This window comes from Phenylobacterium sp. (genome assembly GCF_024508875.1).
Taxonomy (GTDB): Bacteria; Pseudomonadota; Alphaproteobacteria; order Caulobacterales; family Caulobacteraceae; genus Phenylobacterium.
Genome location: NZ_JANINU010000243.1, coordinates 1 through 24,918 on the forward strand (window position 1 = coordinate 1; position 24,918 = coordinate 24,918).

A 24,918-nucleotide genomic window follows, 5' to 3' on the forward strand; every position below is an offset into this window, starting at 1 on the left:
TAGTCAGTGCTTGCATCGACGACGGTGAGGTTGAAGTCAACTGTCGCCTTGGTGATCAAAGTCGGGCGCCGGGTAGCATGTTCCGTTGGGCCCGCGATAGTCAGATCATAGCCATGCCGCCGTTCACGTGCAGGGTCTGCCCGGTCACGTAGCCGGCCTCTTCGGACGCCAGATAGGCGCAGGCGGCCGCGACGTCACCCCCCGACCCCAGCTTTCCGGCCGGAATGGACTCGAGGATGCGCGCCCGCTGCTGCTCGTTCAGGGCGTCGGTCATGGGGCTTTCGATCATGCCGGGCGCCACGCAGTTCACGGTGATTCCCCGGGTCGCGACCTCCTGGGCCAGCGCCTTGGAGAAGCCGATCATGCCCGCCTTGGACGCGGCATAGTTCGCCTGGCCCGGATTGCCCATCACGCCCACCACCGAGGTGATTCCGATGATCCGTCCGAAGCGACGCTTCATCATGCCCCGCATGGCGGCGCGGCTGAGGCGGAAATAGCTCTCCAGATTGACCTTGAGGACCGTTTCCCAGTCCTCGTCCTTCATCCGCATGAGCAAGCCGTCCTTGGTGATGCCTGCGTTGGCCACCAGGATGTCGATCGGGGCTCCCGCCGCGGCCTCGGCCGCCTCGATCAGGCCGTCCACGGCCGCCGGATCGGACAGGTTGGCCGCCGCCACTGAAGCGCGGCCGCCAAGCCCGGCGGCCAGTTCCTGCAGCACAGGCTCGCGAGTGCCGGAGAGCACCACGTGGGCGCCCTGGGCGTGCAGGGCCTTGGCGATCTCGCCGCCGATGCCGCCCGTAGCGCCCGTGACGAGGGCGGTCTTGCCGGTCAGGTCGAACATGGTCCCTCTCACAGGCTCTTGGCGAAGGCTTCGAGGTCTGCCGGGCCGTTCAGCGGGGTGGCCTCGGCGTCGGGCGCGATGCGCTTGGCCATGCCCGACAGCACCTTGCCGGCGCCGGCCTCGGCGAAGCGGGTCACGCCCCCCGTTTCAGCCATCCAGATCATGCTTTCGCGCCAGCGGACCCGGCCCGTCACCTGCTCGACCAGCATCCGCCGAATCGCCTCCGGGTCGTTGGTCGGTGTCGCGACCACGTTCGCGACCAGCGGAGCGCGCGGCGCCAGGATGGTCGCTGCGGCCAGGGCCTCGGCCATCTCGTCCGCCGCCGGCTGCATCAGTGGGCAATGGAATGGAGCGGACACGTTCAGCGGGATCGCCCGCGCGCCAAGCTCCTTGGCCTTCTCGATGGCCTTGTCGACGGCGGCCTTGTCGCCGGAGATGACGACGTTGCCCTGGTTGTTGTCGTTGGCGACGACGCAGACGCCGACCTGGGAGCCGGCCTTGGCCGCCTCTTCCGCCAGCGCCAGGTCGGTCTTCGGCCCGATCAGCGACGCCATGGCGCCCTGCCCCACCGGCACGGCGCGCTGCATCGCCTGGCCGCGCAGCTTCAGGAGGCGCGCGGTGTCCGACAGGCTGATGGCGCCCGCGGCGGCCAGGGCCGAGTATTCACCGAGGCTGTGGCCGGCCACGAAGGCGGCCTTCTCGATACCGACGCCGAACTCCTTCTCCAGCGTGCGCATCGCGGCGACACTCACCGCCATCAGGGCCGGCTGGGCGTTCTCGGTCAGGGTGAGCTGGTCTTCCGGACCGTCCTTCATCAGCGCAGACAGCTTCTGCTGCAGCGCCTCGTCCACTTCCTGGAAGACTTCCCGTGCGGAAGCGAAGGCATCTGCCAGGTCCTGGCCCATGCCCACGGCCTGACTGCCTTGTCCGGGAAAGAGAAAGGCGAGGGTCATGACGATCCCGCTCCTAGTGATTCCGAGGCGCGAGGGTTAGGGGATAGCGCCAGCGCATACAAGAATGACGAGTTGGGGAGTGAACGCATGAAGGCCGTGATCCGCCGCGACAAGCGCCTGGTCTGCGATGAGATCGCCGACCTGAAACCCGCCGAGGGCCAGGTGCTGGTGAAGACCCTCGCCTGCGGGATCTGCGGGTCCGACCTGCATGCCCTTCACCACATGGAGCACATGATCGACCTGTCGCGGCGGGCCGGCGCCCCCGACAACGGGTTCGATCCCAAGGCCGACACCGTGTTCGGCCACGAATTCTGCGCGGAGATCCTCGACCACGGCCCCGGGTCGAGCAAGGCGCTGAAGGCCGGCGCGCGCGTCGTCAGCGTGCCCGTCACGATGCACGGCGGCGGCATGGAGGCCCTGGGTTTCTCCAATCGCCTGCCGGGCGGTTTCGCCGAGCAGATGTTGCTCAGCGAGATGATGTTGCTGGAAGTTCCCAACGGCCTGCCGACCGACAAGGCCGCCCTGACCGAGCCCTTCGCCGTGGGCGCCCACGCCGTAGCCAAGGCGCGCCTGGAGCCGAAGTCGGTGGCCCTGGTCGTCGGCTGCGGGCCGGTCGGCCTGGCCGTCATCGCGGCCCTGAAGGCCAAGGGCCATGGCCCGGTGATCGCCGCCGACTTCTCGCCGCGCCGGCGCGCGGCGGCCGAGAAGCTGGGCGCCGATATCGTGATCGACCCGGCGGTGGAGAACCCGCACGAGCGGTGGGAGACGCTCGGCGTGCCGCGAACCCGCGCCGCTCAGACCCTGATGCGGATGATGGGCAATCCGATCGCCCAGCCGGTGGTGTTCGAATGTGTCGGCTCGCCCGGTGTCGTCCAGGCCCTGATCGAGGCCGCGCCGGCGGGATCGCACATCGTGGTCGCCGGCGTCTGCATGGAGACCGACAAGATCGAGCCCTCGATCGCCATCACCAAGGAGATCGAGCTCACCTTCGTCTTCGGCTACTCGCCCGAGGAGTTCGCCATGACCCTGCGCCAGCTCGCAGAGGGGATCATCGACGTGGAGGGTCTGGTGACCGGCTCGGTGGGCCTGGACGGGGTCGCGGGCGCGTTCACCGCGCTCGGCGATCCGGAAGCGCACGTGAAGATCCTGGTGCGCCCAAACGGCTAGAACCTTCCCTGTTCAAATGGACTCATTTGAACAGGACAAGAAAGCTCTAGCTCCTTGATTCCGAGCGCAATCTCTTCGCCGAACGGCTTCCACCTCGGCGGATCGCGCTCTAGCTGTTCGGCGCGTTCGCCTCGGCCGAAACGATGGGACTCGCGCCGAAGCCAGGCGCGTCGCCTTGCGTCACAAGCGCCACGCCGGCGCCCACGAGGCTGAGCAGGGCCGCGACGCTGGCGGCCGCCAACACAAGCCGGACCGGGCCCGGCTCTGTCCGCCGCGTCGCCTGGGCGACCCGCACGTGTTCGAGCTCGATCAGCAGGCGGTCCAGGCGGGCGTTGAGCTGGTCTTCCCGCGCGACCTGCGACGACATCTGGATCTCGAGATACTGGGTCATCGAGCCCACCGCCGCGGCGAGTTCGCGCGCCCGCGCCTGGGCGGCGGCCTCGTTCCGCGCCATCTGGCGGCCCAACGCGGCCAGCGAATGGGCCACGGCGGTAACTGTCTCTGGCCGCTGGGCAGGCGCGGTCGCGAGGCGACGCTCCAGTTCACCCAGCACGGTTCGCAACTCGCCCATGGCGAGGCGCGTGCGCTCGTCGTCCGGAGCCACGGGCTCCGCGCTCGCCGGTTTCGGCCAGCCCCCGTCGTCAGCCATCTAACCCCCGAACCAGCGTCCCCGCGCCGGTCACGATCCGATGCTACACGCGACAGTGAATCGCGCGCGCGAAAAGTTAACGGCCATCCCCCGAAATCGTCATCGGGACAGTCCGCGGGCGCCGCTTCGCTCCCCTGCAAGTCCCCTGCCGGCCGGAAGGCCTTGCGCGTCTCGAAACCGCGGTATTCAACTGTCGCGCCATTCCGCGCCCCGAAGGAAACGACCCATGCGCCTCGCTTTCGCCGCCGCCACGCTCGCCGCCCTCTGCGCGACGCCCGCCTTCGCCGCCCTGAAGACCGGCGACAAGGCCCCCGATTTCACGGCCGACGGCTACCAGGCCGGCAAGCCCCTGCACTTCTCGCTGGCCGACGCCCGCAAGAAGGGTCCGGTGGTGCTGTACTTCTTCCCGGCCGCTGAGACGAAGGGCTGCAACATCGAGGCGAAGATGTTCGCCGACGCCTCCGACCAGTTCAAAGCAGCCGGAGCCACCCTGATCGGCGTCACAGCGGGCAACCTCGATAAGCTGGCCAGCTTCTCCGCCGACACCGAGAAGTGCTCGGGCCGCTTCCCCGTCGCCGCCGATCCGGGGGCCAAGATCGCCAAGCAGTACGACAGCGTGCTGGCGATGAAGCCCGACTGGTCGGACCGCACCTCGTACGTGATCGCCCCGAACGGCACGATCCTGCACGCCTACACGAAGCTGGACCCCACCGAGCATGTCTCGGAGACCCTGACGGCGGTGAAGGCCTTCAAGGCGAAGAAGTAGTCGCAGGGGCGCGTTTCACCGTCTCGCAGCCGATCTCTTCGCAAAAGGCGGCTTCCAGATCGGCTTCGAGGGCGGGCAGCAGCGCACCGAGCTTCGGCGTCACGGCCGCGGTGTATGCTGGCATCTTCGCCAGCAAAGACTGGGCGGGCGGGCTCTCATAGTAGGCCACGGCCGCCCTCAGTTCCTCTTCGCTGAAGCTCTCAGCAGAACGGGCGTCATGACGTCCAGCATACGCGGAGCCATGCGCCGGGCAGACGTCTCGGCAGCGCGCGCCATGGCGTCCTCGAGCGCCGCGGTGACGGTCGTGCCTCGGGCCGCGGCGGCTCGATCGATCAACAACGGCATCAGGTTGTTCATCATCGAGCCCAGGATGTTCTCCATGTGGATGGCCCGGGCGTACCGCTGGGCCAGCGCCAGATTGGCGGAGCTGGGCTCGGCCGCCGCCGCACCGGCCAGGGCCATGGCCGCCAGCATCGTTCCACTCAACCAGCCCCAGCGCATTCGAATCCTCCATGCCGTGGTTGAAGATCGCCGGGGCCGTGGCAGGTCGCAACGCACCGAAAACCCTTGCCCGCGCTCGGCTTTTCGCCTATGTGCGCGCCTCTTCACGGAAGGCGGTCTCTTCGCGGAACCCCAATGGATCGGGAAACACCCGGTCGCCGCGCCTGAGATCCATCGTTGCCGACGGGCTTCCGCCGCCGGCCGCGCCGCCTTCCACAACGGAAGAAGGAAACCATGGCGCTCTACGAGCACGTCGTCATCTCGCGGCAGGATATCTCGCCGCAACAAGCCGAAGCCCTCAACGATCAACTGAAGCACCTCATCGAGGAAGGCGGCGGCAACGTCGCGAAGATCGAGTACTGGGGCCTCCGCAACCTCACTTACCGGATCAAGAAGAACCGCAAGGGTCACTATTCCCTGCTGGCGATCGACGCCCCGGCCGACATCGTCAAGGAAATGGAACGCCAGCTTTCGATCAACGAAGACGTGCTGCGCTACATGACCGTGCGCGTCGACGAGCTCGACCTGGAGCTCTCGCCGATCCTCGCCCGCCGCGATCGCGACCGCGAACGCCGCGACGACGCCCCGCAATTCTAAGAAAGGGAGGCTCATCACATGACTGACGAAACCTCCGCCGCCCCGGCTCCGGCCGCTGGCGCCGCCGCGGGTGGCCAACGCCGTCCGTTCTTCCGCCGCCGCAAGGTCTGCCCGTTCTCCGGCGCCAACGCTCCGAAGATCGACTACAAGGACGTGAAGCTGCTCCAGCGCTACGTGTCCGAGCGCGGCAAGATCGTGCCGTCGCGGATCACCGCGGTGTCGGCCAAGAAGCAACGCGAACTGGCCAAGGCCATCAAGCGCGCCCGCTTCCTGGCCCTCCTCCCCTACGTCGTGAAGTAAGGGAGTCAGGCCCATGAAAGTCATTCTGCTCGAACGCCTGGAAGGCCGTGGCGTCCTCGGCGACGTGGTCAACGTGAAGGACGGCTTCGCCCGTAACTTCCTGCTGCCCCGCCAGAAGGCCCTGCGCGCCAACGCGGCGAACCTGAAGATCTTCGAAGCCCAGCGCGCCGAGATCGAAGCCCGCAACGCGAAGGCCAAGGAATCGGCCGGCAAGTCGGGCGAAAAGCTCGACGGCACGTCGTACATCATGATCCGCCAAGCCGGCGAGAGCGGTCAGCTCTACGGCTCGGTCGCGGGTCGCGACGTGGCCGAGGCGGTCAACGCCGAAGGCGGCAAGATCGAACGCTCGATGGTCGTGCTGGACAAGCCGATCAAGACGCTCGGCCTGCACGAAGTGAAGGTGCGCCTGCACTCGGAAGTGACGGTCACCGTCACCCTGAACATCGCCCGCAGCCAGGACGAGGCCGAGCGCCAAGCCCGCGGCGAGGACGTGATCAACGCCCAGTTCGAAGAAGAGCGCGTGGCCGCCGAACAGGCCGCCGCCGACCTCCTCGAAGGCGGTGCGGGCCAACTGGCCCAGGAGTTCACCGAAGCCTAACCCAGGCCGTCGGAACCGAACGACGAGCGGCGCGGAACCTCGGTTCCGCGCCGCTTTTCTTTGGCCCGCAGTTTTTCTAACTGCGCTGTTGCAGAATTGTCATTTCCGTCAATTCTGGGCGTCCCTACGTTCCCCTCAAGGGTCAGGACCGGATCATCCGGCGATATCGAGGGGATTGAGATGAACCACCGTCACCTGCTGTTCGCAGCGGCCTCTGTCGCGAGCCTGATCGCCACATCCGCCGCCGCCCAGGCCGCCCGGGGCGATTCCGAAGTCGAGGAGCTGGTCGTCACCGGCACGCGCAGCGAGGGCCGCTCGCGCCTGGAATCGCTCGCCCCGGTCGATGTGATCTCGGCGCAGTCGCTGCAGAAGCAGGGCACGACCGAACTGGCCAGCGCCCTTGCCGCCACGGTGCCCTCGATCAACTTCCCGCGGCCGTCGAACACCGACGGCACGGACGCCGTCCGCCCCGCCACCCTGCGCGGCCAGGGTCCCGACCAGACGCTGGTGCTGGTAAACGGCGCGCGCGGACACACCTCGGCGCTGCTCAACCTGAACGGCTCGGTGGGCCGCGGCTCGGCCGCCGTCGACCTCAACGCGATCCCGTCCACCGCGATCGACCGGATCGAGGTGCTGCGCGACGGCGCCTCGGCGCTCTACGGCTCGGACGCCATCGCCGGCGTGATCAACGTGATGCTTCGCCAGGCCGACAACGGTGGCGGGGCCTCGGTGACCTATGGCCAGTACCTGACCCAGTTCGACGGCTTCTACGGCCGCGACGGCCACATCTCGGACGGCGCAACCACGACGGTGAACGGCTGGCAGGGCCTGAAGCTCGGCTCCGACGGCTTCCTGACGGTGTCGGCCGAGTATCGCGACCGCAACCACACCAACCGCAGCGACATCGACCCGCGGATCACGCCGCTGCGCGTCCGCTCGCGCTTCGGTGACGGCGACGTCCAGGACGGCAGCATCTACGTCAACGCCGGCAAGCCGCTGGGCGGCGGGTTCGAACTGTTCGCCTGGGCGGGCGGGCAAAAGCGCCACGCCGAGACGGCCGCCACCTACCGCACACCGACGGACGCTACCCAAAACATCGCCTCGGTCTATCCCGACGGCTACATCCCGCTTCTCAACACCCACTCCAAGGACGCCCAGGCGGGCGTGACCCTGAAGGGCGAGATCGCCGGCTTCCACGCCAGCTTCACCGGCGGTTACGGCTGGAACGAGATCTCGTACGACGTGAAGAACACCCTGAACCCGTCGCTGGGCCCGACCTCGCCCCACGAGTTCTACGCGGGCAAGCTCACCTACGACCAATGGACCGGCAACGCCGACTTCAACCGCGACTTCGATGTCGGGCTGGCCGGCCCGCTTAACGTGGCCTTCGGCGTCGAGGCGCGGCGCGAAGGCTATGAGATCGGCGCGGGCGAGCCCGGCTCCTACATCCGCGGCCCGTTCACCACCCTGGCCCTGGGCTCGCGCGGCTTCACCGGCTTCACGCCGTCGAACGAGATCGACAAGCACCGCACCAACGTCGGCGCCTACCTCGCCCTTGAAGGCAAGCTGACCGAGCGGCTCACCGCCTCGGCCGCCGTGCGCCAGGAGCACTATTCCGACTTCGGGAACAACACCTCGGGCAAGCTCTCGGCGCGCTACGAGGTTTCGGACAGCCTGGCGTTCCGCGCCTCGGCGGAGACCGGGTTCCGCGCCCCCAGCCTGCAGCAGCAGTACTTCACCTCCACGGCGATCCTGTTCATCAACGGCGTGCCGTTCGAGACCGGCACCTATCCTTCGGTCAGCGCGGTCGGGACGGCGCTGGGCGGCGAGCCGCTGAAGGCCGAGAAGTCGCAGAACTACGCTGTCGGCGCGGTCTTCCGGAGGAACGGCTTCGAGCTCACGATTGACGCCTACCAGATCAAGGTCGATGACCGGATCGTGCTCTCCGAGACCCTGACCGGCAGCGCCACCGCGGCGCAGGGCACCAACGCCCGCGCGCTGTTCGACCTGCTGTCGCCGCTGGGCGCCTCGGCGGCCCGCTTCTTCCTGAACGGCGTGGACACCGACACCAAGGGGGTCGACATCGTCGCCCACTATGTCATCCGCGACGACCAGGCCGGCCGCTTCGACCTGACGGCCGCGGCGAACATCAACGACTTCAACGTCACCAAGACGCCAAGCACCAAGCAGACCGTCCTGCCGACGCCCGTGTCGCTGTTCGCCCGGCAGGCCGTCCTGCGCTTCGAGAAGAGCGCACCCAAGTGGAAGACCAGCCTGCAGGGCGACTGGAGCAAGGACGCCTTCGGCGCCACGCTGCGGACGACGTTCTACGGCGACGTTCTGTCGCCCGGGACGGTGGCCGACGGCAGCGCCGACAGCCGCACCGGCGTGCGGGGCGTGGTCGACCTGGAGGGGCGCTACACGATCGCCGAACGCGTGACGCTGGCGCTGGGCGCGGACAACCTGTTCGACGTCTATCCGCGCCAGACCCCGCCGAACCTCAACACCACGGGCGCGGCGCCGTTCACGTCGTTCTCACCGTTCGGATTCAACGGCCGGTTCGTCTACGGCCGCGTCAGTTATCGCTGGTAAATGTACGTCCGGATCTGACGTAGCGGCGCGGGAGGTTCTCCCGCGCCGTTTTCGTTGCGGACACCCTTTCGGCTCCGCTTTTCCACAGGCTGGCAATCGTGTGTGGACAGCACAACAAATGTGTCACGTGGCGCGGTGCCGGGGCCGCCGCAGGCGGCTATCGGTAAACCCATGGCACTCGTCCCGGCGCTCGACCTCCGTCCCGTGTCCAACGACATCATGATCGCGCACGCGCCTTCCAACGTGGAGGCCGAGCAGGCCCTGCTGGGCGCCCTGCTCTACGACAACGCCGCGTTCGAACGGCTGGGCGACAACCTACAGCCGCAGCACTTCTACGAGCCCTTCCACCAGCGGCTCTTCCAGGCGATCTCGACCAACATCCGGAAGGGCCAGCTCGCCGAGCCGATCCTGCTGGCCGAGCAGTTCTCGCGGGACCCGGCCTTCGAGGAGCTGGGCGGCGTCCGCTACCTCGCCGACCTCGTCGACCGCGCTCCGCCCGCCGCCAACGCCCCCGACTACGCCAACGCGGTCTACGACCTGGCCCTGCGCCGCGACCTGATCCGCATCGGCGGCGACATCGCCACCCAGGCGCAGCAGGGCGACGCCGAGCTCGACGCCCGCGACCAGATCGAGGCTGCCGAGCAGCAGCTCTACCAGCTCGCCGAGAGCGGCGGGGTCAGCCAAGGATTCGTGAACTTCGCCGACGCCCTGCGCGGCGCCGTGGCCATGGCCGCCGAGGCCCACAGCCGCGACGGCGGCCTGGCCGGCCTGTCCACCGGCCTGATCGACCTCGACCAGAAGATCGGCGGCATGCACCCGTCCGACCTCATGATCCTCGCGGCGCGTCCCTCGATGGGGAAGACCTCGCTGGCCTGCAACATCGCCTTCGACGTGGCGCGCCACTACGCCTGGGAGCCGCAGCCGGACGGCTCGAAGAAGACGGTGCGCGGAGGCGTGGTGGCGTTCTTCTCGCTCGAAATGTCGGCCGAGCAGCTCGCCATGCGCCTCTTGGCCGAGGCGTCGGGCGTGTCGGGGGACCGGCTGCGCAAGGGCGAGATCGACGCCATGGAGTTCGGTCGGATCCGCGACGCCGCGCTCGAGATCCAGGAAGCGCCCCTCTACATCGACGCCACCGGCGGCATCACGCTGGCCAAGCTGGTCGCCCGGGCGCGGCGGCTGAAGCGGATGGTCGGCCTGGACCTGATCGTGGTGGACTACCTGCAGCTTATCACCACGGGCGCCGGCGGGCCGGACAACCGGGTGCAGGAAGTCTCGATGATCACCCAAGGTCTCAAGGCCTTGGCGAAGGAACTTAATGTGCCGGTCCTCGCCCTTAGCCAGCTCAGCCGCCAGGTCGAGAACCGCGAGGACAAGAAGCCCCAGCTTTCGGACCTGCGGGAATCCGGGTCGATCGAGCAGGACGCCGACATGGTCATGTTCGTGTATCGGGAAGAGTACTATCTCAGCCGCCTAGAGCCCCGCGAAGGCACACAGGAGCACTTCACCTGGCAGGAACAGATGGACCAGGTGAAGGGCCTCGCCGAGGTGATCATCGGCAAGCAGCGTCACGGTCCGATCGGCACCGTGCGCCTGTCGTTCAACTCCGACACCACCAAGTTCGGCAATCTGGCCCGTGACAGCAGCCGCTACGACCCGCACTAAGGCGGCATGACCTCACCCGACCGCGCGCGCCTGACCATCGACCTCGACGCGCTGGCGCACAATCGCGGCGTCATCGCGCAGGCCGCCTCGGGGGCCGAGGTCGGCGCGGTGGTCAAGGCCGACGGGTACGGGCTGGGCGCCGCCATCGTCTCCCGACGCCTGCACGCGGAGGGGGTTCGCAGCTTTTTCGTGGCGCGGGTGAGCGAGGGCGAGGCCCTGCGTGCCGGGCTGGGCGATCGTCAGGCCGACATCTACGTCCTGGACGGACTGCCGGCAGGCGTCGCGGACCGGCTGGCGGCGGCGCGGCTGACGCCGGTGATCGCCACCCTGCCCCAGGCCCACGCGGCCATCGGACTGGCGGCGAGCCGCGGCGGCTGGCGCGTCGCGCTGCAGGTCGACACAGGCATGAACCGCCAGGGCCTCACGCTGGAGGCCACGCGCGCTCTCCTCGCCGAACCGCGGGGCCTGGGCAGCCTGGACGTGGCGCTGCTGATGAGCCACCTGGGTTCCGCCACCGACCCTGGCGAGACGCGCAATCCGGAGCAGCTGGGCCGCTTCAAGGCGGTGCGCGCCCTGTTCCCTGGTGTCCGCGCGAGCCTCGCGGCCTCGGCGGGCGCGTTCCTGGGCGCGGAATATCGCTACGACCTGGTGCGGGGCGGCATAAGCCTGTTCGGCGGCGGGCCCGAGGAGCGGCCCGACCCCCGCTTGAAAGCCGTCGTCACCCTGACCGCTCCTGTCCTCGACATCCGCAACCTGCAGCCAGGCGACCGGGTCGGATACGGCTCGGCGTTCCGGGCGACCGATCCCATGCGCGTCGCACTCGTCGGCGCGGGCTATGCCGACGGCGTGATCCGGGCCGCCATGGGCAAGGGCCACGCCTGGGTCGCCGGCGCCCTAAGGCGCCTGCTGGCCGTGAACATGGACCTGCTGGTGATCGACATCGGCGACGCCGCGGTCGGGATCGGCGAGCACGTCGAACTGCTCGGACAGAACGTCCTGATCGACGACTTCGCCACGGCGGCAGGCACCGTGGCCCACGAGGTGCTGGTCCGGCTCGGCTCGCGGGCCGAGCGCGTCTACCTCGGCGCGTAGGACGCCGACAGCGGCCCGCCGAGCTCGGCCGCCTTGGAGGTCACCATTCCACGCGCGATCGCCAGCAGCAGGATCGCGATCAGCACGGCGGCGAAGGCGGTCAGCCGGCGGTCCTCGGGCACGCCCATCATGACCGGCAGGCCGACGTAGAGCGCGTAGAGGCTGTAGAGCCCGGCGAGGATGCCCACCGGGATGCCCAGGCTGGGATAGATCTCGGCCAGGCCGCCGACCCAGGCCGCCGTGGCGGCGTAGACCACGAGGTTGAGCGCCGCGCGCCGATCGCCCAGGCCGTCGAAGGCGGGCGCGGTCGCGGCGATGAACGCCGCCAGCGCCCAGACCGCGGCGAGGGTCAGCACATAGCCGGCGATCGCGCCCAGGATCAGGCCGACCACGCTCATGTGTACGCCGACGTTGGCGATGTTGAAGCCGAACACCAGCACGCCCACGACGCTGCACAGGGCGGGCAGCGCCGCCAAAGGGATGGCGTAATGCAGGAACAGCGGGCGCGGCTCGGCCTGCGCTTCGGCGATCTTCTCCCAGGCCCGAGCCGGCGAGACGAGCAGGCTCACGGCGCGCAAAAGGCCGCCGCGCAAGACGTCCATGCCAGCCCCTCCAACGCCACTCGCCGCGTTCCCTAGCCGGCCTTGGCGAGTCCTTCCAGGCGGCCGGCGTCGATCGAACCGACTGCGGCCTTCAGTTCGTCCATCGTCACGCCGTCGCCCTTGGCCTCGACCATGAAGCGCTCGCCGACGAGAACGCTGTATTCGCCGTGCTTGGACGCGCGATCATAGCTCTCCTGGGTCATGCGGCCGCCGACCTTGCCCACCTTCTCGTAGCCGGTGGAGGTCTCCTTGGACGATTTGACGTTGAACGCGCTGGCCATGCTGGCAAGCGCGCCGGCGGCGCCCAGGTCGGTGACCTCCAACTGCATGCGGGCGTCGCCTTTCGTGTACTCGGCCTCGGCCTGCGAGCCCTCGTAGCCGGCCCCGCCGCCGCTGGAGGCGCTGACGTCGCCGCGCGCGTAGCCCGCCACGCTGGCCGGCAGGAAGGCCTTCAGCGCCTCGGGATCGGTGGCGGTCGCCGTGCCCGCCTCGGCCTGCTTGGCCGCCGCTTCCATGCGCTTCGACGCCGCTTCGAGCTGGGCGAGGTCCACCTCGCCGCCGCCAGGAACCTTGACCTTGCCCGAGACCGAGCCGACCGCGGCCACGGGGTTCATCGCGCCGCTGAGGCTGAGCACGCTGCCGCTGACCAGGCCGATGACGAGGGAGACCACGATCGCGACCACGATGACGACGGCGGTGTAGGGCAGCGCCTTGTCCTCCGGGGTCTTCATCAGCTTGGGCAGGCCCTTGTAGAGCAGGAACAAGCTGTAGAGGCCGCCCAGGATGGCGATCGGGCTCAGGGCGGGAACCAGGGTGAAGACCCCCGCGACCCAGGACGCGGTCGGCGCGTACGCGGCGACCTTGAAGGCTTGCAGGCGGTCCTTGGTCCCGCCGAAGTTCGGCGCGAGCGCCTCGATGATGAGCGCCATGACGAAGCACATCGCCAGGGCCAGCCCGTAGCTCACGACCGCCTGCACGACGAGCCACACCGGCGACGGCCGGATGGTGATGCCGAAGCCGCCGATGCCGAAGACCAGCATGCCGATCAGGCCGCAGACCACCGGGATCGCGGCCAGGGGAATGATGTAGCTCCGATAGAGGCCGCCGACGCTCGCCGGCTCCTGGTCGATCTGGTCCCACGTCTCCGAGGGCTTCAGCAGGATGCCCTTCACCCGCTCGATCAGGCCCGCGCCCGCCGACCCCGGCTCAACCACGCTCATCGTCTCTCTCCAGCCCTTGTTTCGCTCGTCCCCGACGATACCTAAGCCTATCCCAGCACCGCGCGACGGCAACCCACCGCACAGACCCGCCGCCGCGGGTCAGATAGACTTCGTCGCACCCGAATCAGGAGACCCCATGGCCCGCGACGGCGCCGTCTATGCCTGTACGTCCTGCGGCGCCGTGCAGACGCGATGGGCGGGCCAGTGCCCTGCCTGCGGCGCCTGGAACACGCTGGTCGAGGAACTGACGAGCCGCCCGCCCGGCGCGCTGAAGCCGACGAAGGCGACGCGCACCCGGCATCTCGCGTTCGAAGGCCTCGACGAGACCACCGAGGCGCCACCGCGGATCGCCACCGGCGTCGGCGAATGGGACCGGGTGTGCGGCGGGGGCGTGGTCCCCGGCTCGGCCATTCTGGTGGGCGGCGACCCGGGCGTGGGGAAGTCGACCCTGCTGCTGCAGGTGGCGGCCGAGGCGGCCCGGCGGGGACAACGTTGCGCCTATATCTCGGGCGAAGAGGCCATCGAGCAGGTGCGAGGCCGCGCCCAGCGCATGGGCCTGGCGGACGCGCCCGTGAAGCTGGCGGCCGAGACCAGCCTGCGCGCCATACTGGACGGCCTGAAGGCCGAACCCTTCGACCTCGTCGTCATCGACTCCATCCAGACCATGTGGAGCGACAACCATGAGGCCGCGCCCGGCTCGGTGACCCAGGTCCGCGCCGCCGCGGGAGAACTGACCCGCCTCGCCAAGAAGCGGGGCATCTCGATCATCATGGTCGGCCACGTCACCAAGGAAGGGGCCATCGCCGGTCCTCGTGTGGTCGAACACATGGTCGACGCCGTCTTCGCGTTCGAGGGCGAGCGCGGCTATCCGTTCCGCATCCTGCGCGGCGCCAAGAATCGCTTCGGCGCCACCGACGAGATCGGCGTCTTCGAGATGGGCGACGCGGGCCTTTCGGAAGTGAAGAACCCCTCGGCCCTGTTCCTGAACACCTCCGGCGAGCGCGCGGCGGGCGCGGCGGTGTTCGCGGGCATCGAAGGCTCGCGGCCGGTGCTGGTGGAGATCCAGGCGCTGGTGGCGCCCTCGGCGTACGGCACGCCGCGCCGCGCTGTCGTCGGTTGGGACTCAGGGCGTCTCGCCATGATCCTGGCGGTGCTGGAGGCGCGCTGCGGGCTCGGCTTCGGCGACAAGGACGTCTACCTGAACGTGGCCGGGGGCCTGCGCATCTCCGAGCCGGCCGCGGACCTCGCCGCCGCCGCCGCCCTGGCCTCTTCCGCCTTCGACGTGGCCCTCCCGCAAGACTGCGTCGTGTTCGGCGAGATCAGCCTGTCCGGCGAGGTCCGGCCGGTCAGCCGGATGGATTCCCGGCTGAAGGAGGCGGCCAAGCTCGGCTTCCGCCGCGCCCTGGGCCCGGCCGACCTTGAGAACCCCGCCCTGCCCTACGCGCGGGCCAGCCGTCTGGGGGACGCGATCCAGCGTATCCACGACGCCGGATGGGACGAGCGGTCGTGACGCAGTTCGACATCATCGTCCTGGCGTTGCTGGCGATCTCGGGCGCGGTCGGGTTCGCGCGCGGCGCGGTGCGCGAGGTGTTCGCCCTGGCGGCGCTGGTCGTGGCGGCGGCGCTGGCGATCTTTGGCCTTCCCGCCTTCGGTCCGATGTTCCGGGGCTTCATCCATCCGGACTGGCTCGGAACGGCCTGCGCGCTGGTGGCGGTGTTCGGAATCGCCTTCGTCGCCCTGCGTCTGATCGGCGCAGGCATCGCGCGGCACGTGCAAAGCACCCAGATGCTGGGCTTCCTCGACCGCTCGCTGGGCCTGCTGATCGGGCTTGGCCGCGGCCTCATCGTCCTGGGCGCGCTCTACCTCATGTTCAACGCCGCCACGCCGGAAGACCTTCGCCCGAAGTGGATCACCGGCGCCCGCACCTGGCCCATCGCCAGCAACATGGGCAGGTTGTTGGAGACCCTCGCGCCACAAGGCCTGGATGTAGCCGGCCGCCTCAAGCCCGCTTTCGAGCGCGCCGTGGGCGAAGGGTCAGGTGACAGATCGGCGACAGAGGGGTACGAGGCGCGCGAATCCACAGACACCGACCGTCAGGAACGATCCCGATGAGCCAGGCGCACGAGCGTTGGTCCCCCCCGGCGCGCGACCCGGACGACGATTCTCCCCGCCTCGAATGCGGGGTCTTCGGCATCTTCGACGTGCCCGAAGCCTCCGGCATCACCGCGCTGGGATTGCACGCCCTGCAGCATCGTGGCCAGGAAGCCTGCGGCATCGCGTCGTTCGATGGCCAGCGCTATCACACCGAGCGCCACATGGGTTACGTGGGCGACGCCTTCGGCGGCGGCGACCTGAACAAGCGCCTGCCCGGTCATGTCGCCATCGGGCACACGCGCTACTCCACCGCCGGCGGCAGCTTCATCCGTAACGTCCAGCCGATGTTCGCGGACCTGGAAGCCGGCGGCATCGCCCTGGCCCACAACGGCAACCTGACCAACTTCCTCACGCTGCGCGAACAGCTCGTGGCGCAGGGGGCGATCTTCCAGTCCACGTCGGACTCCGAGGCGATCCTCCACCTCATCGCCCGTTCGCGCCGCCCGCGGTTCCTCGAACGCTTCACCGAGGCGCTGCAGCAGATCGAGGGCGGCTATGCCCTGGTCGCCATGACCAACAAGAAGCTGATCGGGGTGCGCGATCCGCTGGGCATCCGGCCGCTGGTGCTGGGCGACCTGAACGGCAAGGCGGTGCTCGCGTCCGAGACCTGCGCCCTCGACATGATCGGCGCCAAATTCGTCCGCGACGTCGAGCACGGCGAGATGGTTGTGATCGACGAGAAGGGCATCCGCAGCTTCCGGCCCTTCCCGGCCCAGCAGGCGCGCCCCTGCATCTTCGAATACGTCTACTTCGCGCGGCCCGACTCTGTGGTGAACGGTCGCTCCGTCTACGAGGTCCGCAAGCGCATGGGTCGCCGCCTGGCGCAGGAGACGCCCGCGGACGTCGACGTGGTGGTGCCGGTGCCGGACAGCGGCGTGCCGGCCGCGCTGGGCTTTGCCCAGGAAGCGGGCCTGCCCTTCGAGATGGGCATCATCCGGAACCACTACGTCGGCCGCACCTTCATCCAGCCCACCCAGGGCGAACGCGAGCTGGGCGTGCGTATGAAGCTGGCCCCCAATCGCTCGGTGCTGGCGGGCAAGAAGGTGCTGCTGGTGGACGACTCCATCGTCCGGGGCACCAACTCGATCCGGGTGGTGAAGATGGTGCGCGACGCGGGCGCCGCCGAGGTGCACCTGCGCTCGGCTTCGCCGCCGATCAAGTGGCCTGACTACTACGGCATCGACATGCCCGACCGTGAGAAGCTGCTGGCCGCGAACCATTCCACCGAAGAGATCGCCAAGATCCTGAACGTCGACTCGATGGGCTACCTGTCGGTGGACGGGCTCTACTGGGCCATGAACGCCGAGCGTGACCCGGCGAACCCGCAGTTCACCGACCACTATTTCACGGGCGAATATCCGACCCGACTTCTCGACCGCGAGATCGCCCTGGGCCGCAACGAGCTCGTCGAACGCCAGCTCTCGTTCCTGGTCGACGCGTGAGTCAGGGCTGGCGGGCCCGCCTGCGGCCCGACTGGTACCTCGTCCTGATCATCGCCATGGCGGCGCTGGCCGCCGTCCTGCCTGCGCGCGGACAGGCCGCCGACGTGCTGGGCTGGATCACCAAGTTCGCCATCGCCATGGTGTTCTTCCTCCACGGCGCCCGGCTTTCGCGCGAGGCGGTGGTGCGGGGCCTTGCGCACTGGCGGCTTCACCTGCTGGTGCTGGCGTCGACGTTCGGGCTGTTCCCGCTGCTGACGCTGGGGATCGTCGCCCTGCCCGCCTGGATCACGCCGCCGGAGCTGTCGGCCGGACTCGTCTTCCTGGGCTGCCTGCCATCCACGATCCAGAGTTCCATCGCCTTCGTCAGCGTGGCCCGCGGCAACGTGCCGGCGGCGGTGGCGTCGGCCTCGGCGTCCAACCTGCTGGGCGTGTTCCTGACGCCGCTGCTCGTCGGGGTGCTGCTGCACGCCGAGGGCGGCGTGAGCGGCTCTTCGTTCTGGGCTATCGTCATCCAGTTGCTTGTGCCGTTTATGGCCGGCCAGGCGCTGCGGCCCTGGATCGGGGAATGGGTGCGCGCCAACAATGGCGTGCTGTCGAAGCTGGACCGCGGCTCGATCCTGCTGGTGGTCTATACGGCCTTCTCCGGCGCGGTGGTCGAGGGGGTCTGGAGCAAGCTGAGCGCCCTGGACCTGGGCCGCCTGCTGGTCATTTGCCTGGTGCTGCTGGGCGCGGTGCTCGCGCTCACCGCCCTCGCGGCGCGGTCGCTGGGCTTCGCCAAGGAAGACGAGATCGCCATCGTCTTCTGTGGCTCCAAGAAGTCGCTGGCCAGCGGCGCGCCGATGGCCGCGGCGATCTTCAGCCCTGCGGCGGCGGGCGTGGCGCTGATACCCCTGATGATCTTCCACCAGATCCAACTCATGGCCTGCGCCGCCATCGCCCAGCGCTACGCTCAGCGGCCTGACACGGACGCCCAAAGCGGATAGGAAGCCGCCCTCATGTCCGACCTGCCCCTTCAAGACCACATCGCCCTCGTCACCGGCGCCAGCCGCGGGATCGGCAAGGCCTCCGCCCTCGCCCTCGCCGCCGCCGGCGCGCATGTTGTGGCCGTGGCCCGCACCCAGGGCGCGCTCGAAGAACTCGACGACGAAATCAAGGCGCTGACGGGCCGCTCGGCGACGCTCGTGCCCATGGATCTCGGCGAGCACGACGGAATCGACCAATTGGGCCTGGCCATCCATCAGCGGTTCGGCCGGCTGGATGTCCTCGTCCACGCCGCCGCGCTGCTGGGTTCACTGACGCCCGTCTCGCACATCGAGCCCAAGCACTGGGATCGGGTGGTCTCGGTGAACCTGACGGGGACCTGGCGGCTGATCCGCAGCGTGGAAGGCCTGCTGCGCGCCGCGGAACGGCCGCGGGCCATCTTCCTGACCACGGGCCGCGTCGCCCGTCCGAAGGCCTTCTGGGGCCTCTATGGGGCGACGAAGGCGGGCATGGAGCATCTGGTGCGGACCTGGGCCGACGAACTGGAGCAGACGAAAATCCGCGCCGCCCTGGTGGATCCTGGCGCCATGCGCACGCGGATGCGCGCCGAGGCCATGCCCGGCGAGGACCCGGCCTACCTGCCCGACCCGTCGGAGATCGGCCCGCTGATCGTGGAACTGGCGCAGGCCGACCTAGGCCTGCCGACCGCTAACGTGGTCTTTTCGGACTGGCAGGCCGCGACGCGCGCTTCGGCTTGACGCCCGGCCGCGCCAGCTTGGCGGCGCGCCCGCGCGGATTCCCGACCTTCGGCTTCTTCGGCTTGGCGGCCTTCGGCGTCTTGCCTTCGGCGCCGGCCTTGGCCTTGTCGGCCGCCGCCTTGCGCGCCTTGGCGACGAGACCTGACTTCGCCGAGCTGGGCGCCGTCTTCGCCGGCCCCGGACCCGACTTCTCGCCGTCCTCCGCATAGGGATTCTTGTTCGACCGCACGCTGAGCCGGATCGGTACGCCGGGCAGGTCGAAGCTCTCGCGGATCGAGTTGATCAGATAGCGGCGGTAGTGGTCCGGAAGCTGGTCGGCGCGGCTGGCGAACAGCACGAACGTCGGCGGCCGCGCCTTGGTCTGGGCCACGTACTTGGGCTTCACGCGCCGGCCGTTCACCGCGGGCGGCGGGTGTCGCTCGACCGCCATGCGCAGCCAGTCGTTGAGATCGCGGGTCTTGACCTTGGTGCTCCAGTCGCCGTGCGCCTTGAGGACGGCCGGCATGAGGCGCTCGAGGCCGCGGCCGGTCTCGGCCGACAGGGCCACCATCTGCGAGCCGCGCACCTGCGGCAGCAGGCGGGCGACCTCCTCCTGGAACTCAGCGAGCTTGGCCTGGCCGTCTTCGATGAGGTCCCACTTGGCCAGCACGAACACCAGGGCCCGGCCTTCCCGCTCGACCAGGTCGGCGATCTGCAGGTCCTGGATCTCGAACGGGTGGGTTGCGTCCATCACCAGGATCACCACCTCGGCGAAGGTGATGGCGCGGATGGAGTCGTGGGTGGAGAGCTTCTCAAGCTTCTCCTGCACCCGCGCCTTGCGGCGCAGGCCGGCAGTGTCGACAAGGCGGATCGAGCGGCCCTGCCAGTCCCAGTCCACCGGGATCGCGTCGCGGGTGATGCCGGCTTCGGGGCCCGTCAGCAGTCGGTCCTCGCCGATCAGGGCGTTGACCAGGGTCGACTTGCCGGCGTTCGGGCGACCGACGATGGCGATGTTGATCGGCTTGCCGGCGGCTTCGGCGTCGTCCTCATCCTCATCCTCATCCGCTACGTTCGCGGCGATGGCGGCATAGAGGTCGGCCATGCCCTCGCCGTGTTCGGCGGAGATCGGGATCGGCTCACCGAAGCCCAGGCCGAACGCCTCGAAGACACCAGCCTCCGAGGCCTTGCTCTCGGACTTGTTGGCGGCCAGCACTACCGGCTTGCCCTTGCGGCGCAGGACGTCCGCGAAGATCTGGTCGGCGGGCGTCACGCCTTCACGCGCGTCGACGACGAACAGGGCGACGTCGGCTTCGTCGACCGCCAGCTCGGTCTGCGCCCGCATCCGGGCTTCCAAGCTCTCGTCGGTGACGTCCTCGAAGCCGGCCGTGTCGATCAGGTCGAGGTCGAGGTCGCCGAGGCGGCCGGTCCCGAACCGGCGGTCACGGGTGACCCCTGGCTGGTCGTCCACGATGGCGAGCTTCTTGCCCGCCAGCCGGTTGAACAGCGTGGACTTGCCGACATTGGGCCGCCCGACGATCGCGAGTTTCAGCGTCATACGGGCAGTCTATAGCGTCCCGATCAACGAATCGCGATCAGGTCCGCTTCCTCGGTGACCACATAGACCGTATCGCCCATGGCGATCGGCGACAGTGTCGAGGCGCCCTTCAGTTCGACCCGCTTCTCGATCTCGCCGGTCTTGGCGTTGAGCGCGACCAACTGGCCGGTCTGGCCGACGATCAGGAGCTTGTCGCTGGCGAGCAGCGGGCCCGACCAGACGGGCCGGTTCTGTCGCTGGCCGCCGATACCCAGGACGCCGCCCTTCTTCTTGGCCTTGAACCCCTCGTTGAGGTTACGGATCCAGTAGATCTGGCCACTCTCGCGGCTGGCGCAGATGACGTCGCCGGTCTTGGAGACCACATAGACGACGTCGCCCGCCGGCCACGGCGCCGAGACGCCCACCACCGGCAGGCTCCAGCGCGCCTGGCCCGTGCGCAGGTCGGTGGCTGCGAAGACCCCCGAGTGGCTGACCGCGAAGACGTCGCCCTGGTAGATGACCGGGCGGCCGGGGATGTCGCGAATCTCGCTGAGCGCGCTGGTTCGGCTGGCGCGCGACAGGGCTTCGTTCCAGAGGTCGTTGCCGTTGGACGCGCGCAGAGCCACCAGCTCGCCCGAGCCGAAGGCGGCGACCACGGTGTCGCCCGAGACGGCCGGGCTGGAGGCCGAGAGGATGCGGGCCGATTCCGACAGCGCCTGATAGGTCCAGGACGCGGCGCCGGTGGCGGCGTCGAAGGTCAGCAGCGTGTTGTCCAGGGCGACCACGAAGACCCGCCCGCCCGAGACTGTAGGCGCGCCATGGATCGTCTCCGGCGTCTTGGTGCGCCAGCCGACGGCGCCGGTCCGGGCGTCCATCTGCATGACTTCGCGATAGCCCGACGAGACGTAGAGCTTGCCGTCGGCGTAGGCCATGCCGCCGCCAAACGCGAGCTTGTCGCGCTTGTTGTCGCCGGGGTTGGTGCCCGTGCGCCAGATCTGGGCGCCGGACTGGGCGTCCACGGCGACCACGCGACCGTCGGCGTCCATGACGAAGACCTTGCCGTCCGCGGCGATGGGCGGGGCGGTCACGTAGCGGCCGCGCTTCTCGCCCTGGCCGAAGTTCTTGCGCCAGGCGACCGACAGGCCCGCGCCCGCAGCCACGTTGCCGACCGACTGTTCGGGCGTGCCGCCCGGCAGCGGCCAAGCGGCGAGGGCTTCGGCGGGCGGCAGGGCAAAGTCCACGCCCTTCAACGCTTCGGCCGGAGCCAGGATCTGGTCGGGCGGGATGATCGAGATTCGCTGGCCCTCGCCCGCGAGCTCGGCCGGCCCCTTGTCCTTCTTGCCGAAGGGATTGAGGTTGCTGACCGTCGAGCAACCACTCGCGCCCAGCGCCGCGACCAGCACGGCGGTAAGGATCGTCTGGCGGCGGATCATTGGGCGGCGGGACCTTGGGGTTGCGGCGGAAGGGCGGCGCCCGGCGGGCCGACCACGGACCCGGGCTCGACCATCATCGGGGGCGGTAGGGCCTTGGCGGCCTTCACCACGGCCGGCACGGCCTTGGCGGAGCCCGAATCGATCAGGCCGATGGCGGCCTGGGCGCGGGCCTGGGCGCCCTGCTGCGCGTCGAGGGACTGGGTGATCAGGACGAAGTCGCCCCGGGCCCCGGCCAGATCGCCAGCGTTGAGCTTGGCGAACGCGAGCGCCTCGCGAGCCTGCACCCGGAACGGGCGACCTTCTTCCATCAGCGGCTTCAAGCGCCCCTCCAGATCCTTCAGCGGAGCTGTGTCGAGGAGGGCGAAGGCGGATTTGAGGCGGGCCACATCGCCGATGATCGGATCCGGCGAAGCCTCGGCCGCCTCGTCGAACAGCTTGACCGCCTCGGCCGTCTTGTTCGAGGCCATGGCCGCGGCGCCCAGGTGCATCAGGGACAGCGACTTGTAGCCCTTGGCGTTCGACTTCGCGACCTCGCCCCAGAGCTGGACGGCCTTGTCCTTGTCGCCCGCCACCATGGCGTCCATCGCGGCGGCGTACTTCTCTGACGCCCCGGCGATCTGCTTGGTCTGGTAGCTGTCGTAGCCCCAGTAGGCGAGGAACGCGACGAGCGCGGCGGCGGCGACTCCCAGCATCCACGGCAGCACCTTGCGGGCGAACTGCTTGTAGCGGTCGGAGCGAAGCTGCTCTTCGACCTCTTCGAATAGATCCGTCACTTAGGGAGGCTCCGGGCGCGGGTATCGCTTGACGAGGGGCGGAACCTATAGTGGCCCGCCGCGCGCCTCAAGTGCGCCGCCGTCGTCCGCCCGAGATGCCGCGACGAGCGCGTGCGAGCGGCCCCGTCCGGGGCCGTTCGCACCGCCGCCTCAGATGCTGAAGATCCAGCCGGCGGTCAGGCTCGACTGCTGCACGCCGACCAGGACCATCTGGTCGCCGCCGCCCAGGTCGATCACCACGTCGGCGCCCACTTGGCTCACCGTATACTGGTTGCCCATCACCACGACGCGGTCGCCCTCGGCGCGGTTGAAGTCGGTGACGCGGTCCAGCCCCGCGCCGCCGAAGGTGTGGAACAGGTCGGCGCCGGCGCCGCCGGTCACGGTGTCGGCGCCGCGGTCGCCAGCGACGAAGTCATCGCCCGTTCCGCCGCTGATCACGTCATCGCCCTTGCCGCCGCGCAGGACGTCGTTCCCCGCGCCGCCTGAGATGCTGTCGTTGCCCGGATTGCCGTTGATGAAGTCCAGGCCGTCGCCGCCGTCCAGATTGTCGGCGCCGGAGAAGCCTTCGAGGATGTCGTTCAGCGCGCTGCCGGTGATGACGTCGTCGCCCGCTAGGAACACCGATAGATTCGTGAAATCGGGGGGCGCGCCGTTCGGGCCCAGCGGCACCGAGAAGTCGGTCAGCGACATCAGCGTCTTGTTGTTCAGGTCGACCTTCAGGCTCGTCATCGTCCCGCCGGTCGGAAATCCCGCCAGCAGGGTGAAGGAGCCGCCGAACGCCACGTCGAGCGTGCCGTTGATGATCCCCGACACCGACGCGCGCAGCGCCAGCGTCGTGGCGTTCGCCGTGACGATGGAGGTCGCGCCGATCGTCAGCGAGGCGACGTCGTTGTACGTCACCGTGCTCATGCCCGGATTGTAGGAAAGCTTCGCCACTGGTGTTCCCCCTGAGCCTCATGGCGCGGCGAACTTGCCGCCCGGCCTGAGTGCTCCGGTGGTCGCGTGACCGCATCCCCCATTCGGGGGCGCCGCTACCCCGCCTTGGCGAAATAGATCTCGGCGGGCCCCGGGAAGCGGCGGTTGCGGACGTCGTCGGCGTAGGCGGCGACCGACTTGGCGATCTCGCCCCGCAGGTCCCCGTAGCGGCGGACGAACTTGGGGGTCCAGTCGAAGAGGCCCAGCATATCGTCCGTCACCAGGATCTGGCCGTCGCAACCGGCGGACGCCCCGATGCCGATGGTGGGGACCTCGATGGCCTGGGTGATCTCCCGGGCCAGCCCCTCGGCAACGCCCTCGACCACGACGGCGAAGGCGCCCGCCTCGGCGGCGGCGCGGGCGTCCTCAAGGATGCGGACGCGCTCGTGGTTGGACTTGCCCTTGGCGCGGAAACCGCCGTCGACCATCACCGCCTGGGGCCGCAGGCCCACATGGCCCATCACCGGGATGCCGCGCTTGACCAGGTAGTCGATGTTCTCGGCCACCGCGGGGCCGGCCTCGACCTTCACGGCGTTGCAGCCCGTCTCTTTCATGACCCGGGCGGCGTTGGCGTAGGCGACCTCGGCCGAGCCCTCGTACGAGCCGAAGGGCATGTCGACGACGACCATGGCCTTGCGCGAGCCGCGCATCACCGCCTGGCCGTGCAGGATCATCATCTCCAGCGTCACGCCGACCGTGTTCGGCAGGCCGTGGACCACCATGCCCACGCTGTCGCCCACCAGCAGCAGGTCGCAGTGCTCGTCCAGGATCTCGGCGACCGGCGCGGTATAGGCCGTGAGGCACACGACGGGCGTGCCGCCCTTGCGCGCCGCGATATCCGGCGCGGTCAGGCGTCGGACCGTCTCCTGGCGATGACTGGACACGCTAGAGCTCCTCGAACAACCTCGACACGGCGAACCCCATCGTGAGGACCGCGACGCCGCCTGCGAGCCAGACCCCATACCCGCCTGAGAGCGCCGACACCATGTCGGACGTCGGCGTGACGCGCGCAAGGCCCTGGCCCAGCGCGCGGGCCGATTGCTCGGCCGACTCCACACGCTGGAAGAGGTTCGAGACCACGAGCTGGCTGGCGCCGATGACGCCGCCCGTCATGCCGGCGGCTCCCAGGAGCCAACGGCGCGTGTTCCAGCCGCGGTTCAGGCGCCCTTCGATGCGCGCCGTGAACGCCGCCGCGTCGGGCAGCTCCGGCGCCTCGGCGAAGAGGCGTTCGAGGCGCCGCTCGAAATCGATCTCAGCCATTGCCCCGCCTCCCCTCAAGAACCGCGCCGTCTCCCGGCGCCAGTCGCGCTCGGAGCTTCTCCAGACCACGTTTGACATGGGACTTGACC

26 protein-coding genes are annotated in these 24,918 nt (G+C 69.2%); 13 read left to right on the plus strand and 13 right to left on the minus strand.

Annotated elements, in window-relative coordinates:
- Positions 1 to 100: 100 nt before the first annotated feature.
- Together fabG and fabD are read right to left on the minus strand one after the other, a co-directional pair.
- Positions 101 to 841 carry a 3-oxoacyl-[acyl-carrier-protein] reductase gene (fabG, locus tag Q0L11_RS17300; RefSeq protein ID WP_296598878.1) on the minus strand — a complete coding sequence of 247 codons (741 nt, stop codon included), beginning with the start codon at positions 839 to 841 and terminating at the stop codon, positions 101 to 103.
- 8 nt (positions 842 to 849) lie between these two features.
- Positions 850 to 1,794, minus strand: a complete 945-nt coding sequence (fabD, locus tag Q0L11_RS17305) for an ACP S-malonyltransferase (RefSeq protein WP_296598880.1) — start codon at positions 1,792 to 1,794, stop codon at positions 850 to 852.
- An 87-nt stretch (positions 1,795 to 1,881) separates the two neighbouring features.
- On the opposite strand from fabD, the gene Q0L11_RS17310 reads away from it, so the two are divergent.
- Entirely contained in the window at positions 1,882 to 2,961 is a 1,080-nt protein-coding gene (locus Q0L11_RS17310) for a zinc-binding dehydrogenase (protein WP_296598881.1), read from the plus strand.
- Between the two features lie 109 nt (positions 2,962 to 3,070).
- On the opposite strand, the gene Q0L11_RS17315 is transcribed toward Q0L11_RS17310, so the two are convergent.
- Positions 3,071 to 3,610, minus strand: coding sequence for a hypothetical protein (locus Q0L11_RS17315; protein WP_296598883.1), 540 nt, complete (start codon positions 3,608 to 3,610; stop codon positions 3,071 to 3,073).
- A gap of 226 nt (positions 3,611 to 3,836) precedes the next feature.
- On the opposite strand from Q0L11_RS17315, the gene Q0L11_RS17320 reads away from it, so the two are divergent.
- Positions 3,837 to 4,376 carry a peroxiredoxin gene (locus Q0L11_RS17320; RefSeq protein WP_296598884.1) on the plus strand — a complete coding sequence of 180 codons (540 nt, stop codon included), beginning with the start codon at positions 3,837 to 3,839 and terminating at the stop codon, positions 4,374 to 4,376.
- Here Q0L11_RS17320 and Q0L11_RS17325 read toward each other — a convergent pair.
- Together Q0L11_RS17325 and Q0L11_RS17330 are read right to left on the minus strand one after the other, a co-directional pair.
- Positions 4,360 to 4,545, minus strand: coding sequence for a hypothetical protein (locus Q0L11_RS17325; RefSeq protein ID WP_296598885.1), 186 nt, complete (start codon positions 4,543 to 4,545; stop codon positions 4,360 to 4,362). The genes Q0L11_RS17320 and Q0L11_RS17325 overlap by 17 nt on opposite strands.
- An 8-nt stretch (positions 4,546 to 4,553) precedes the next feature.
- Positions 4,554 to 4,877, minus strand: a complete 324-nt coding sequence (locus tag Q0L11_RS17330) for a hypothetical protein (protein ID WP_296598886.1) — start codon at positions 4,875 to 4,877, stop codon at positions 4,554 to 4,556.
- Between the two features lie 234 nt (positions 4,878 to 5,111).
- Between Q0L11_RS17330 and rpsF the strand changes: the two genes are divergently transcribed.
- The 6 genes from rpsF to alr all read left to right on the plus strand — a co-directional run bounded on the left by rpsF (position 5,112) and on the right by alr (position 11,718).
- Positions 5,112 to 5,474, plus strand: coding sequence for a 30S ribosomal protein S6 (gene rpsF / locus Q0L11_RS17335; protein WP_293363437.1), 363 nt, complete (start codon positions 5,112 to 5,114; stop codon positions 5,472 to 5,474).
- An 18-nt stretch (positions 5,475 to 5,492) separates the two neighbouring features.
- Positions 5,493 to 5,774, plus strand: coding sequence for a 30S ribosomal protein S18 (gene rpsR, locus Q0L11_RS17340; RefSeq protein ID WP_293345945.1), 282 nt, complete (start codon positions 5,493 to 5,495; stop codon positions 5,772 to 5,774).
- 13 nt (positions 5,775 to 5,787) lie between these two features.
- A complete protein-coding gene (gene rplI, locus Q0L11_RS17345; protein ID WP_296598891.1) occupies positions 5,788 to 6,372 on the plus strand; it encodes a 50S ribosomal protein L9 in 585 nt (194 codons plus the stop codon).
- 180 nt (positions 6,373 to 6,552) lie between these two features.
- Positions 6,553 to 8,964 carry a TonB-dependent receptor gene (locus Q0L11_RS17350; RefSeq protein ID WP_296598893.1) on the plus strand — a complete coding sequence of 804 codons (2,412 nt, stop codon included), beginning with the start codon at positions 6,553 to 6,555 and terminating at the stop codon, positions 8,962 to 8,964.
- Between the two features lie 171 nt (positions 8,965 to 9,135).
- Entirely contained in the window at positions 9,136 to 10,626 is a 1,491-nt protein-coding gene (locus Q0L11_RS17355; RefSeq protein WP_296598894.1) for a replicative DNA helicase, read from the plus strand.
- A gap of 6 nt (positions 10,627 to 10,632) precedes the next feature.
- Positions 10,633 to 11,718, plus strand: a complete 1,086-nt coding sequence (alr, locus tag Q0L11_RS17360; RefSeq protein WP_296598895.1) for an alanine racemase — start codon at positions 10,633 to 10,635, stop codon at positions 11,716 to 11,718.
- On the opposite strand, the gene Q0L11_RS17365 is transcribed toward alr, so the two are convergent.
- Both Q0L11_RS17365 and Q0L11_RS17370 read right to left on the minus strand, forming a co-directional pair.
- Complete coding sequence (locus tag Q0L11_RS17365) at positions 11,703 to 12,320, minus strand: Yip1 family protein (protein ID WP_296598897.1); 618 nt, start codon at positions 12,318 to 12,320, stop codon at positions 11,703 to 11,705. The genes alr and Q0L11_RS17365 overlap by 16 nt on opposite strands.
- Before the next feature lie 32 nt (positions 12,321 to 12,352).
- Positions 12,353 to 13,540: a Yip1 family protein gene (locus tag Q0L11_RS17370; RefSeq protein ID WP_296598899.1), complete on the minus strand. Its 1,188-nt coding sequence runs from the start codon at positions 13,538 to 13,540 to the stop codon at positions 12,353 to 12,355.
- Between the two features lie 136 nt (positions 13,541 to 13,676).
- Here Q0L11_RS17370 and radA point away from each other — a divergent pair, with 136 nt between their 5' ends.
- The 5 genes from radA to Q0L11_RS17395 are packed head-to-tail and all read left to right on the plus strand — an operon-like array spanning position 13,677 to position 18,875.
- On the plus strand, positions 13,677 to 15,050 hold the full coding sequence (radA, locus tag Q0L11_RS17375; RefSeq protein ID WP_296598901.1) for a DNA repair protein RadA: 1,374 nt from the start codon (positions 13,677 to 13,679) through the stop codon (positions 15,048 to 15,050).
- Complete coding sequence (locus Q0L11_RS17380; RefSeq protein ID WP_296598902.1) at positions 15,047 to 15,652, plus strand: CvpA family protein; 606 nt, start codon at positions 15,047 to 15,049, stop codon at positions 15,650 to 15,652. Before radA ends, Q0L11_RS17380 begins: the two co-directional genes overlap by 4 nt.
- The gene (purF, locus tag Q0L11_RS17385; protein ID WP_296598903.1) at positions 15,649 to 17,136 is read left to right on the plus strand and encodes an amidophosphoribosyltransferase; all 1,488 of its coding nucleotides are present in this window, start codon (positions 15,649 to 15,651) and stop codon (positions 17,134 to 17,136) included. Before Q0L11_RS17380 ends, purF begins: the two co-directional genes overlap by 4 nt.
- Positions 17,133 to 18,119, plus strand: coding sequence for a bile acid:sodium symporter family protein (locus Q0L11_RS17390; protein WP_296598904.1), 987 nt, complete (start codon positions 17,133 to 17,135; stop codon positions 18,117 to 18,119). The genes purF and Q0L11_RS17390 overlap by 4 nt, the downstream gene beginning before the upstream one ends.
- A gap of 12 nt (positions 18,120 to 18,131) precedes the next feature.
- On the plus strand, positions 18,132 to 18,875 hold the full coding sequence (locus Q0L11_RS17395; protein ID WP_296598905.1) for an SDR family NAD(P)-dependent oxidoreductase: 744 nt from the start codon (positions 18,132 to 18,134) through the stop codon (positions 18,873 to 18,875).
- Here Q0L11_RS17395 and der read toward each other — a convergent pair.
- The 6 genes from der to Q0L11_RS17425 form a co-directional block, all read right to left on the minus strand.
- Positions 18,826 to 20,409 (minus strand): ribosome biogenesis GTPase Der, encoded by a 1,584-nt coding sequence (gene der, locus Q0L11_RS17400; RefSeq protein WP_296598907.1) that lies wholly within the window; start codon positions 20,407 to 20,409, stop codon positions 18,826 to 18,828. The genes Q0L11_RS17395 and der overlap by 50 nt on opposite strands.
- Positions 20,410 to 20,432: 23 nt before the next feature.
- Positions 20,433 to 21,821 (minus strand): PQQ-binding-like beta-propeller repeat protein, encoded by a 1,389-nt coding sequence (locus tag Q0L11_RS17405; protein ID WP_296598908.1) that lies wholly within the window; start codon positions 21,819 to 21,821, stop codon positions 20,433 to 20,435.
- Positions 21,818 to 22,594, minus strand: coding sequence for a tetratricopeptide repeat protein (locus Q0L11_RS17410; RefSeq protein WP_296598909.1), 777 nt, complete (start codon positions 22,592 to 22,594; stop codon positions 21,818 to 21,820). The genes Q0L11_RS17405 and Q0L11_RS17410 overlap by 4 nt, the downstream gene beginning before the upstream one ends.
- Positions 22,595 to 22,744: 150 nt before the next feature.
- Positions 22,745 to 23,530 (minus strand): calcium-binding protein, encoded by a 786-nt coding sequence (locus tag Q0L11_RS17415; RefSeq protein ID WP_296598910.1) that lies wholly within the window; start codon positions 23,528 to 23,530, stop codon positions 22,745 to 22,747.
- A gap of 95 nt (positions 23,531 to 23,625) precedes the next feature.
- Complete coding sequence (gene panB / locus Q0L11_RS17420; RefSeq protein ID WP_296598912.1) at positions 23,626 to 24,453, minus strand: 3-methyl-2-oxobutanoate hydroxymethyltransferase; 828 nt, start codon at positions 24,451 to 24,453, stop codon at positions 23,626 to 23,628.
- Between the two features lies 1 nt (position 24,454).
- Complete coding sequence (locus Q0L11_RS17425) at positions 24,455 to 24,829, minus strand: hypothetical protein (RefSeq protein WP_296598914.1); 375 nt, start codon at positions 24,827 to 24,829, stop codon at positions 24,455 to 24,457.
- Between the last annotated feature and the right edge of the window lie 89 nt (positions 24,830 to 24,918).

Excerpts from the sequence above, each read along its gene's own strand:
- fabG (WP_296598878.1), bottom strand. The coding sequence starts at position 841 with ATGTTCGACCTGACCGGCAAGACCGCCCTCGTCACGGGCGCTACGGGC.
- fabD (WP_296598880.1), bottom strand. The coding sequence starts at position 1,794 with ATGACCCTCGCCTTTCTCTTTCCCGGACAAGGCAGTCAGGCCGTGGGC.
- Q0L11_RS17310 (WP_296598881.1), top strand. The coding sequence starts at position 1,882 with ATGAAGGCCGTGATCCGCCGCGACAAGCGCCTGGTCTGCGATGAGATC.
- Q0L11_RS17315 (WP_296598883.1), bottom strand. The coding sequence starts at position 3,610 with ATGGCTGACGACGGGGGCTGGCCGAAACCGGCGAGCGCGGAGCCCGTG.
- Q0L11_RS17320 (WP_296598884.1), top strand. The coding sequence starts at position 3,837 with ATGCGCCTCGCTTTCGCCGCCGCCACGCTCGCCGCCCTCTGCGCGACG.
- Q0L11_RS17330 (WP_296598886.1), bottom strand. The coding sequence starts at position 4,877 with ATGCGCTGGGGCTGGTTGAGTGGAACGATGCTGGCGGCCATGGCCCTG.
- rpsF (WP_293363437.1), top strand. The coding sequence starts at position 5,112 with ATGGCGCTCTACGAGCACGTCGTCATCTCGCGGCAGGATATCTCGCCG.
- rpsR (WP_293345945.1), top strand. The coding sequence starts at position 5,493 with ATGACTGACGAAACCTCCGCCGCCCCGGCTCCGGCCGCTGGCGCCGCC.
- rplI (WP_296598891.1), top strand. The coding sequence starts at position 5,788 with ATGAAAGTCATTCTGCTCGAACGCCTGGAAGGCCGTGGCGTCCTCGGC.
- Q0L11_RS17350 (WP_296598893.1), top strand. The coding sequence starts at position 6,553 with ATGAACCACCGTCACCTGCTGTTCGCAGCGGCCTCTGTCGCGAGCCTG.
- Q0L11_RS17355 (WP_296598894.1), top strand. The coding sequence starts at position 9,136 with ATGGCACTCGTCCCGGCGCTCGACCTCCGTCCCGTGTCCAACGACATC.
- alr (WP_296598895.1), top strand. The coding sequence starts at position 10,633 with ATGACCTCACCCGACCGCGCGCGCCTGACCATCGACCTCGACGCGCTG.
- Q0L11_RS17365 (WP_296598897.1), bottom strand. The coding sequence starts at position 12,320 with ATGGACGTCTTGCGCGGCGGCCTTTTGCGCGCCGTGAGCCTGCTCGTC.
- Q0L11_RS17370 (WP_296598899.1), bottom strand. The coding sequence starts at position 13,540 with ATGAGCGTGGTTGAGCCGGGGTCGGCGGGCGCGGGCCTGATCGAGCGG.
- radA (WP_296598901.1), top strand. The coding sequence starts at position 13,677 with ATGGCCCGCGACGGCGCCGTCTATGCCTGTACGTCCTGCGGCGCCGTG.
- purF (WP_296598903.1), top strand. The coding sequence starts at position 15,649 with ATGAGCCAGGCGCACGAGCGTTGGTCCCCCCCGGCGCGCGACCCGGAC.
- Q0L11_RS17395 (WP_296598905.1), top strand. The coding sequence starts at position 18,132 with ATGTCCGACCTGCCCCTTCAAGACCACATCGCCCTCGTCACCGGCGCC.
- der (WP_296598907.1), bottom strand. The coding sequence starts at position 20,409 with ATGACGCTGAAACTCGCGATCGTCGGGCGGCCCAATGTCGGCAAGTCC.
- Q0L11_RS17405 (WP_296598908.1), bottom strand. The coding sequence starts at position 21,821 with ATGATCCGCCGCCAGACGATCCTTACCGCCGTGCTGGTCGCGGCGCTG.
- Q0L11_RS17425 (WP_296598914.1), bottom strand. The coding sequence starts at position 24,829 with ATGGCTGAGATCGATTTCGAGCGGCGCCTCGAACGCCTCTTCGCCGAG.